This is a genomic window from Helicobacter sp. 11S02629-2 (assembly GCF_002272875.1).
Taxonomy (GTDB): domain Bacteria; phylum Campylobacterota; class Campylobacteria; order Campylobacterales; family Helicobacteraceae; genus Helicobacter_I.
Map to the genome: position 1 here is coordinate 1 of NZ_MLAN01000022.1, position 10,026 is coordinate 10,026.

At 34.1% G+C, this 10,026-nt stretch carries 11 protein-coding genes; 8 read left to right on the forward strand and 3 right to left on the reverse strand.

Translation table 11 applies throughout. From position 1 onward, the window contains the following. From BKH40_RS08805 to BKH40_RS08235, 7 genes are all read left to right on the forward strand, one after another. A partial coding sequence (locus BKH40_RS08805) for a hypothetical protein (protein ID WP_095278537.1) occupies nucleotides 1-191 on the forward strand: 191 nt, incomplete at its 5' end. A gap of 34 nt (nucleotides 192-225) precedes the next feature. After that, nucleotides 226-726: a hypothetical protein gene (locus BKH40_RS08210; protein ID WP_095278539.1), complete on the forward strand. Its 501-nt coding sequence runs from the start codon at nucleotides 226-228 to the stop codon at nucleotides 724-726. Next, nucleotides 719-1,726, forward strand: a complete 1,008-nt coding sequence (gene ribD, locus BKH40_RS08215; protein WP_095278540.1) for a bifunctional diaminohydroxyphosphoribosylaminopyrimidine deaminase/5-amino-6-(5-phosphoribosylamino)uracil reductase RibD — start codon at nucleotides 719-721, stop codon at nucleotides 1,724-1,726. The genes BKH40_RS08210 and ribD overlap by 8 nt, the downstream gene beginning before the upstream one ends. After that, complete coding sequence (locus BKH40_RS08220) at nucleotides 1,726-2,445, forward strand: methyltransferase (RefSeq protein WP_095278541.1); 720 nt, start codon at nucleotides 1,726-1,728, stop codon at nucleotides 2,443-2,445. The genes ribD and BKH40_RS08220 overlap by 1 nt, the downstream gene beginning before the upstream one ends. Next, the gene (locus tag BKH40_RS08225) at nucleotides 2,442-3,677 is read left to right on the forward strand and encodes an ATP-binding protein (RefSeq protein WP_095278542.1); all 1,236 of its coding nucleotides are present in this window, start codon (nucleotides 2,442-2,444) and stop codon (nucleotides 3,675-3,677) included. Before BKH40_RS08220 ends, BKH40_RS08225 begins: the two co-directional genes overlap by 4 nt. Nucleotides 3,678-3,680: 3 nt before the next feature. Beyond that, on the forward strand, nucleotides 3,681-4,490 hold the full coding sequence (gene fliP, locus BKH40_RS08230; RefSeq protein WP_257842545.1) for a flagellar type III secretion system pore protein FliP: 810 nt from the start codon (nucleotides 3,681-3,683) through the stop codon (nucleotides 4,488-4,490). Nucleotides 4,491-4,643: 153 nt separating this feature from the next. Continuing rightward, entirely contained in the window at nucleotides 4,644-4,895 is a 252-nt protein-coding gene (locus tag BKH40_RS08235) for an RNA-binding protein (RefSeq protein WP_095229714.1), read from the forward strand. Between the two features lie 345 nt (nucleotides 4,896-5,240). Here the strand turns inward: BKH40_RS08235 and BKH40_RS08240 are convergent, their stop codons facing one another. The 3 genes from BKH40_RS08240 to obgE all read right to left on the reverse strand — a co-directional run bounded on the left by BKH40_RS08240 (nucleotide 5,241) and on the right by obgE (nucleotide 8,511). Beyond that, nucleotides 5,241-6,326: a site-specific integrase gene (locus BKH40_RS08240; RefSeq protein ID WP_143428480.1), complete on the reverse strand. Its 1,086-nt coding sequence runs from the start codon at nucleotides 6,324-6,326 to the stop codon at nucleotides 5,241-5,243. Nucleotides 6,327-6,767: 441 nt separating this feature from the next. After that, on the reverse strand, nucleotides 6,768-7,346 hold the full coding sequence (locus BKH40_RS08245) for an HAD family hydrolase (RefSeq protein WP_257842546.1): 579 nt from the start codon (nucleotides 7,344-7,346) through the stop codon (nucleotides 6,768-6,770). Between the two features lie 49 nt (nucleotides 7,347-7,395). Next, a complete protein-coding gene (obgE, locus tag BKH40_RS08250; protein WP_095278543.1) occupies nucleotides 7,396-8,511 on the reverse strand; it encodes a GTPase ObgE in 1,116 nt (371 codons plus the stop codon). Nucleotides 8,512-8,597: 86 nt separating this feature from the next. Between obgE and BKH40_RS08255 the strand changes: the two genes are divergently transcribed. Next, nucleotides 8,598-9,620: a bifunctional 3,4-dihydroxy-2-butanone 4-phosphate synthase/GTP cyclohydrolase II gene (locus tag BKH40_RS08255; RefSeq protein ID WP_095278545.1), complete on the forward strand. Its 1,023-nt coding sequence runs from the start codon at nucleotides 8,598-8,600 to the stop codon at nucleotides 9,618-9,620. The last annotated feature ends 406 nt before the right edge of the window (nucleotides 9,621-10,026 follow it).

Below are 10,026 nucleotides of genomic sequence, written 5' to 3' on the forward strand. Positions count from 1 at the left end.
CAATTAATGACATGGCTGAATCTATAAAAGAACAAGCTAATGGTATAACTCAGATAAATGATGCTATATCTTTACTAGAGCAATCTACTCAAGGTAATGTAAACATAGCAGATGATGCTTCTAAGATAAGCTCTAATGTCACCCAAATCGCCCAAAACATCTTAGATAACGTTAGCAAGAAAAAGTTCTAAAAGCTAAACTTCTAAGACATAAGGGATAAAAGTAGTGAAAGTAGGACTAAAGGCACTAGCTAGTCCTACTAGACTTTTATCTTCTTTAGTGCTTTTTTTTGCACTCTTTGATAGCGTGCTTTTTGGTTTTGACACTACCATAACTAGAAAGCTTACACCTTTAGACTTCAAAGCACTTTTTCAAACTAATAGCACTCAAATTAAGCCCAAACTAGCAACTAGCCTAGAAGACAGCAATCAAGCTAAAGAAGTAGCACAAGTAGCAAGCACTAGCACTGATAAAAGTCAAAAAAAAGATTCACTCCAAGCTAGTCTTCCTTTTACACTACCAGTCATACAAGGCATAGTGGATAAAAAAGTAAAGATAGAAGGCCTTTGGCACTCTGCAAACTCTACTTTGCTAAGTAAAACTAACCCTTATAAGATAGATTCCATAAACAAAAACTCTATAGTCATATCCTATATAGACCCACTAACTAGCAAGCCTCTAACATCTACTATATCAATCTACACACAAAGGAAGACCTTTGAGTAATCTAAGCGATGAAGTCTATATGCAACTAGCTATTAATAAAGCTTGGGAGTATCAAACTCTTACTTTGCCAAACCCTAGTGTTGGAGCCTTGGTGCTAAAAGATGGTGAGATACTAAGTATAGCTGCCCACCAAAAAGCAAACTTCCCCCACGCTGAAGTTAACGCCCTAAAAAGTGCATACTTCAAGCTAACTAATGATGAAAGCATACTAGCTTTAAAAGATTCTAAAAGTATACATGACTTCTTACTTAGTCATCATGATGGTGTATTTAAAGGGGCTATTATTTATGTCACTTTGGAGCCTTGTAATCACTATGGCAAAACTCCCCCTTGTGCTAACTTGCTAAATTCCTTAAATCTTAAAAAAGTAGTTATAGGCACTAGGGATACTAACAAGATAGCAAGCGGAGGCATAGATACTTTAGAAAACCTAGAAGTAAAAACTGGTGTCTTAGAATCTAAGTGCTTAGATCTCTTAAAGCCTTTTTTAACTTTGCAAGATACAGGTAAGTTCACACTTTTTAAACTAGCAAGCCGTATGGATGGGAGTTATAAAGATGGAAGGATAAGTAGTAGCTATACCCATAGCTTCACTCATAATCAAAGAAGCATAGCTAAAAGTATCATCATCTCTGGAAGCACACTGCGTCATGATAAGCCTAAGCTTGATACAAGAAAGGCCAATAGCTTTTATAAAGCTTCTTTACCAAAGATACAAGTGCTAAGTAGAGAGGCTAACACAATTGATTTAAGTCTATATAAAGATAGGGATATAAAGATAGTAGATGATGTAAGTAAGCTAGACCTAAGTGGCTTTAACGTGATAGAAGGAGGCTATGGCTTACTAGATTCTTTCAAAGAAAAAATCGATATGCTTTTAGTTTTTATAGACCCTAGCTTTCAGACTAAAAGCATAAGCACTTATAAGAATCTAAGTGCAAACTTTAAGATACTACACTCTAGTGTAAATGATAATAACCTCATAAACTGGCTGGCTTAATGCAACTTTATCAAGCAAGTGAAGGCTACTGCTATAACAGTGACACGCTCTTTCTTTGGGACTTCGCTAAGGGCTTTTTAAAAAAAGATTTTAAAGTTTTAGATATAGGAAGTGGAGTTGGCACACTAGGGCTGCTTTTAGCAAGAGAGGCTAACATAAGCCTAACTCAGGTTGAAAAAATCCCTCTTTATGCTAAGCTAAACGTAAAAAATGCTAAGGTCAATAACATAAAAACAGATGTAATAAACCTAGATTTCCTAGACTATGAAACCGATAAAAAATTTGATCTAATAGTCTCTAATCCTCCCTTTTATCACCCAAACGCTATAGAATCTAAAAACGACCTTTTAAAGCACGCAAGACACGCAAGCTCCCTGCCCTTAGAAGAACTTTTTACTAAGGCAAAAAAGCTTTTAAAGCCTTATGGCTACTTTCTTCTAAGCTACTTAAGTAAGCAAGTAAGTGAAGTTTTTAAAGTGGCTATAGCTAATAAGCTAAATGTAGAAAAGCTTAGATTTATCCACCCTAGGGTAAATGCAGAATCTAAAACATTTCTTTGTGCTTTAAGACTAAACTCTAAAAGCAGTGTAGATGTCTTAAGCCCTCTAATAACCCACATAGGAAGCACCCAGCTAGAAAACTCTAAAGAAGTTGCAGCCATCTATAAAAATGCTAATACCTACAGCATAAAAATAAGCCAAAAGGATATAGAACTATGAAACTTAAACATATCCTCTTTTCAACCAGACTTCACATCATCATAATTTTTATACTAATAATAGTCTTGCTTTACTTCTTGCAGATAAAAATCATCAAACTTGAAAACGAAAAGATAAAGTTTGAAAACATTAACACTGTAAACTCTTTGCATCTTGATATAGACTTAGATAAGACTTGGTATCTTAAAAAAAGCCTAAGTCAAAAAGATATATCAGACTTAAAAGAAGGCTTAGAGATAAGAGGCTTTAAGATACTAAAAGAGATTCCAAGTGATGCTTTAATACTTAAAGGCACACAAGATAGTCCCTTGCAAGTTTATAAGACGCAAAACACCCAAGGCATCATCATTAATAATCAACTAGTAGCAAGCAAGGCTCTAACTTTAATGGGTGATAGGATAAACCTCGCCATAATTGGCATCATAGCCCTTTGCATCATCTTAGTTTTTATCATCTTTGATGCCTTTAGGTCTTTAAAAGATCTAGTGCTTATAGGTGAAAAGCTGGCAAATGGAGAGACTTATAAAAACACACGTAAAAATGAATTAGGCACAGTTATAGATTCTATAAGCACTGCTTACGCACAGACTTTAACTAAGCTTAAGTGGAAAGAGCTAGTACTTAGAAATATAGGGCATGAGCTGCGTGCACCTATGACTAAAATGAAGCTTTTAGTTGCCTTAGAGTGGGATAAAAGCACACTAGCTAAACTGCAAATCTATATAAAGCAAATGCAACACATCTTAGAAAATACTTTAGAGTTTGAAAGACTAAGCTATAAAAAGCCTCATTTAAACAAAAAAGAGTTTTTAAGTGAGACCTTGCTTTTTGAGGCTTTAAACAACTTCATGGATGAAGAGCAGTTTATAGAGCTAGATGTACAAGCTTCTTACCCTATAAGAGGGGACTTACACCTCTTAAGTGTTGCTTTAAGCAACCTTATACAAAATGCACTTAAGTACTCAAAAACTGGATTTATTAAAATAGAACTAAGACAAACTTGCATACTCATACAAAATGAAGGTAATCCCTTAAGTAAGGATATAAGCTACTATCTAGAGCCTTTTTATAGAGACAAAAAACATAAAAGCTTAGAAGGCTATGGCCTAGGACTTTTTATCGTAAAAGAGATTTTACTGCTGCATGGTGCTAGTTTGGAGTATAGTTACAAAGATGGAATGCATGGTTTTAGAATAGCATTTGAAAACTTAAAAGATAGCAGTAAAGGTTAAAGGGTGATGATTTTAAGGATACTTGCTTTAGTATTTTTTTTAGGTATATCTACAGCTGGTTTTGGTGCAGATGCAGCCCCTAGAATAATAGACCCAGTCCTTCCAACTGTTAATCTAAGTCTAACTTCACCTAAAACCCCAACTCAACTAGTCACTACTTTAAATATAGTCTTAATCATCACGCTTTTAATCCTAGCACCTTCTTTGGTGCTTATGATGACTTCTTTTACGCGCATAGTCATAGTTTTAGCCTTCCTAAGAACTGCACTTGGAACCCAGCAAAGCCCGCCCACGCAGATTCTAGTAAGCCTTGCTATGATACTTACCTTTTTTATAATGGAACCAGTTGTAAAAGATTCTTACAACACTGGCATAAAGCCTTATATGGCTAATCAGATAGGCTATGAAGAAGCTTTTAATAAAAGCATAAAACCTTTTAAAAAGTTTATGATAGAAAATACTAGGCAAAGCGACTTAGCCTTATTTTATAAGATAAGAGGCACTACACCTCCTGAAGTTAGTGCACTTAACACAAAAGCAGAAGTTGAACAAGTAGTAGACAAGATAGACTTAAGTATAGCCCTGCCAGCTTTTATGATAAGTGAGCTTAAGACTGCTTTCCAGATAGGATTTCTTATATACCTGCCATTTTTGGTTATAGATATGGTTATAAGCTCAGTTTTAATGGCCATGGGTATGATGATGCTTCCACCAGTTATGATCTCTTTACCCTTTAAGATTTTGATCTTTGTCTTAGTTGATGGATTTAACTTGCTGGTATGGAATCTTGTTAAAAGTTTTCATTACTTTTAAGAAAAAGTAGCATTTTGTGACATTTTATGGGCTTTTAGTTACTTTTTTATAAGAATTTATACTCAAAATCACCACAATAATGAGGCTTTAAGCTTGCATTAGATACCTTACCTATGTGACAAATAAAGTCATAATTTTTATTGGAGAGCATTAATGAAAAGTATTTACATAGGAAATCTTTCTTACGGCGTCAACGAACAACAAATTATGGAGCTATTTTCCCAGTATGGTGAAGTAGCATCTATAAAACTAGTTAATGACAAAGAAACAGGTCGTTTTAAGGGATATGGTTTCATAGAGATGAACGATGAAAACGCACTAAATGCAATTTCAGATCTTGATAAAACCCAGTATCTTGGAAGAACAGTTAAAGTAAGTGAAGCCAAAAGCAGAAAAAACGCTTAAGTTAAAAATAAAAGCGCTACTTAATTAATAATTTTTTGTAATTTTAGACCTCTTTAAGGAGACCTCTAAGATTTAAAACTTGAAGATAGATATATATAAATTATATATATTTATGTACTGTATTTTAAAGCCCTATTTTTGGACTTTAAGATACTTAAAAATAAAAAAGCACAATGTTTACACACAATGATATGCTTAGCTTTTATAGAGATAAATGATTTTAAATTTAAATTTTTACCCCTTATAGAAACCCTGCATAACAACATAAACTAATTTATGTTTTATGCCCTGCCTTATAAACTCTTTAATTTTTGTATTTTAAAATGTCCACAACATGCTAGTTATTTAGCCATTAAGTGCTTTTAGGACGAACCTCTTTGTGCTACTTGGGCTTAAGTGAGCATATCTCATAGTCATGCTTATACTACTATGGTCAAGACCTACTTGTATGACTTGTAAGGGCACGCCTTTTATAGCTAGCCAACTTGCAAAAGTATGCCTAAGCGTATGGATTACTACCTTGTCATTTGGGTCTTTTAAGTCTTGGTTAAAAAGCAGATTCAACATCTTTGAAAGATTAATCTGACAAGTTTGATAAGACATTTTAAATATTAGATCTTTTTGGCTGAGAGTTTTTATATGCTTTTTTAAAAGCCTTAAGCACTTAGCATCAAGATAGCCCTTATAGTGTCTATTAACCTTATAATTAAAAAGGGTTATACTTTCTTCTTCTAAGTTTATATCTTCTTTTTTGATAGTAAGTATAGTTTTTAGTCGCCCGCCTGTGCTTAGTGACAAGCACACAAAAAGATACAAATCTTTAGCGTGGAGGTTTTTTGAATCTAAGATATATCTTTTTAGTATTCTAGTCTCACTAAGACTTAAATACCTAAGTCTACTTTTTGAAACTTTATGTTTTTTTATAGTTAAGTAGGCGTTATTTTCCACGCCGTAAAAATCTTTAGCAAGCCTAAAGATTGCACTTATAACCCCAAGATAGGCATTAAATGTATAAGGGCTTTTATCTTTTAGATATATAGCTATAAAGTTTTGTATATCTAGTGGGGTGATATCTAATAGCTTATAGTTTTCAAAGTATGTTTCAAGTCTTTTGGCTATAACTACAAAGCCTTTAAGCGAGCCTTTCGACCATCTTTTGGCGTTAACTTCTATGTATTTATTAGCTACTTCTTTAAAGCTTGTGCTTATAAACTTATTATTTAACTCTTTAAAAAGTTCTTCTTTTTTAGCGCTTTCTAACTCATGCTTAAAAAATAAGGCTTTTTTTGCATTCATACCTTGTGAACGCTTACCAGCTACTTTATCTATCACTTTCTTATCATGTAAGAATCTGACTACGAAGCTAACATCATGCTTTAAAGTCTTAGTGTAAACACCCGCGTATCTTGTCTTTGTAAGCTTTTCACGCATATTATCTACCTTAACATTCTTTGCTTTTTTCTATATTTTTTATAAAAAAACACAATAAAACACACAAAAACGAAAAGTCTTGAAAATGAATGAGAATACACAAAGAGTAAAGGTAAATAAATTATTATAGTTTTGATCAAAATATCCATATAGCTATGATCTTTAGCCAGCCTTAGCAAGACTAAAGATTAAAAAAGTTAATAAAATATATACTTTTTAGCACTAAAAAGTATATATACAAACTAAATAAATATATATAATCTATCTAAAACCCTACTCTGCAAAAGCAGTCTTTTTGACCTGCCTAGAGTTCAAAAATACTTCAAAAAAGATTCTTAACTAGAGTAGTTTAAAGATTGCTTTAAAGTGGATTTATAGGTGTTTATTTATACTAAAAGTGTAAAAATGGCACTTTTATAGCTTTATATAGAATCTTAATAGCTACTTAAAGTCTTTAAGTATCTCTAGTAAAGAAGTTACATTTTTATATTTGATATCACTATCTACAAGCCCATCTTTTTTAACTGGCATAGAGTTTTTATCACTGATAAGATAAAGGCTTTTTAAGCCCGCATTACTCCCTGCTTCCATGTCACTTATCCTATCACCTATCATAACTGAGTTACTTAGATCTAAGGCTAAGTCATCTCTGGCTTTTAAAAGCATTCCAGAGTTTGGCTTTCTATTGACACTATTTAAAAAAGGACAAAAATAGATTCTATCCATGCTGAAGCCAAGCCTATCTTGTAAACTTTTTTGCATATAAGCACTAAGCTTTAAAAAGTCTGGCACTGTGTAAAAGCCTCTTTGTATGCCTGATTGATTAGTTATAACTACTAGCTTGTAGTCAAGTTTTTTAAAAAACTTAGCCACTTCAAAAAACTCTTCTATAAACTGAAAGTCTTCTATCTTATAAGTGTAGTTAGTATCTATATTTATAACACCATCTCTATCGAAAAATACCGCCTTTTGTATGCCTGCTTTACTACCCTGCCCCATGCTTTTACCCTTTGGCTGCATTTTTAAATATCTTTTACTTCCCATCTAGCTTATCTAATAGACTTTAAGTCTATTTTCCCTCATCTAAAGCTTGCAAGCTTAGACTTAAAAGCTCTACTAACTTTTTGGTATTACTATGGGTTATACTTGAGATATGCATGATAAAAAGTGGCTCTTTACTAGACTTAAACACACCCTCATCTTTATAGTCTTTTAAGCTTTTAGATAAAAAGATAGAATCTGCATCTAAACTAAACCCCACTTCTTTTATCTCTTCTTTTTTAGCCTCTTCATCTAGCACATCACTTTTACTAAAGACTATGGCAAAGGGCTTAGAATCAAACTTATCTGAGTAGCTAAAAAGCTCATGTTTTAAAACATCAAGCTGCTCTTTTAGCCCCATCTCACGCGTTGGATCAAGCACAAAAAGAAGCATCCTAGTTCGCTCTATATGCTTTATAAAGTTTATACCTAGTCCCTTGCCACTACTTGCCCCTTCTAAAAGTCCCGGTATATCAGCTAAGACAAAGCTTTTATAGTCACTTGCATCAACCACGCCAAGATTAGGCTCTAGGGTTGTAAACTCATAGTTTGCAATCTTTGGGGTAGTGTGGGCTAAGGTTGCTATAAGTGAAGACTTGCCTGCATTTGGAAAGCCAACTAAGGCGATATCTGCTATAAGTTTTAACTCTAGTCTTACACTTAAAAAAGCTCCGGGTAAGCCACTTTGTGCGTAGGTTGGGCGTTGATTGATAGAGTTTTTAAAGTGGGTATTACCTAAGCCACCCTTTCCACCTTTGGCGACTAAGACCCTTTGGCCATTTTCTACTAGGTCAAAAAGCACATCTTCATTAAGAGAATCTAAGTAGTCCTTGCACTCTTTACTAGCACTTAAAAGTATCACTTGAGTACCCGGTGGTACTTTTAAGACTAAGTCTTCACCACTTTTTCCATGGGCCTTTCTTGAAGTACCCGGCACTCCGTTTTTAGCAGCGTACTTTCTAACTCCTCTAAAGCCAGCTAGCGTATGGGTGTTATTATCAACTTCAAGATAGATACTTCCCCCCCGTCCGCCATCACCGCCATCAGGTCCACCTTGAAGCACAAACTTCTCGCGTCTAAAACTAACCGCTCCAGCTCCTCCATGTCCCGCTTTTAGCGTGATATCTATACTGTCTACAAACATAGTTCCCCTTAATAATTTATATGATTCTAACAAGGAATCTAAATATAATTGTAAAAACTATTTTTTTATAATCCAAAAGGAAGAAAATGTATTTAAAAAGAGTAAAAGACGCTATAGAAGCCATAAGAAATGGCGAAATGATAATCATCATGGATGATGAAGATAGGGAAAATGAAGGTGACTTAGTTTATGCTGGGATTTTCACAAGCCCTGAAAAAATTAACTTTATGACAAAGTATGCTAGGGGGCTAGTTTGTGTAAGTATCACAGAAGACATAGCTAAAAAGCTTGACCTTACTCCTATGGTTAAAAATAATGATTCTAACCATGAAACAGCCTTCACTGTGTCAATTGATTCTAGGAGTGCAAAGACTGGAATCTCAGCCTTTGAAAGAAGTGAGACCATAAGGCTTATGTGTGAAGAAAACTCAGAGCCTTCTGACTTTGTAAGACCGGGTCACATCTTCCCACTTATAGCCAAAAAAGGTGGTGTTTTGATACGCACAGGGCACACTGAAGCAAGTATTGACATCTGTAAGCTTGCTGGTCTTAAGCCAGTAAGCGTTATCTGTGAGATCATGAAAGAAGATGGCTCCATGCCCGGACATGGCGATAAGTTTCTAACTGAGTTTGCAAAAGAGTTTGATCTAAAAACTTTATATGTTAGTGATCTTGTGCACTTTAGACTAGAGCATGAGTGCTTGCTTAGTAAGATAAGTCAAGATGAAGTTAACTTTTTAGGTGCAAGGTGCGTAAAGTATGAGTTTAAAGACCATCTAAACAACATCCACACTGCCTATGAGTTTAATCCAAAAAGTGACATACCTCTAGTTAAGATTCATAGGATAACCCCTGATTTAGAACTATTTCAAGATGAGATAAGATATCAAGAGATGATGAAAAGCGTAAAGATAGTCCAAGAAAAAGGTGGCTTTTTAATCTTTATAAATGCCTATAGTCCTAATGACATAGATAAGCGTTTTGGCACTGGAGCACAGATACTAAGGCTTTTAAATATAAAAGAGTTTGACTTACTAAGTAATAAAGAACAAAGCTTTAACTCTCTTCATGGCTTTAATCTTAACTTGCGTAAAAGGGTTGAGATATAAGGTAAAAAATATCTAAGTAAATAGTTTTTATATCTTAGCACGAGGAGTTAAGTAACTCACTATGTAATAATTTAGATATTTATATCACTACAAAGAAGGGCTAAAAGCCCTGATTACCATAGTCATGAGTTTTTATCAGTCATGAAATCACAAAAGAAAGCAAGGCAATCTTATATCTAAGTCATGTGCTAGGAGATAGGAAGTATCGATATACTAATTAGATATTTATACCCCTAGAAAGTAGAAATTCTTTTAAAAACCTATCACCTCGCTAGTTTCACACTTCTTCATCATTCTCGTTGTATTTTGCATTTAACATATCCCTTAAAGCTTCATTTTCCCTTTTTAGCTCGTAGTTTTCTAAGAGATACTCTAATAATTTACGCATAAGCTTAGGCACTTCACC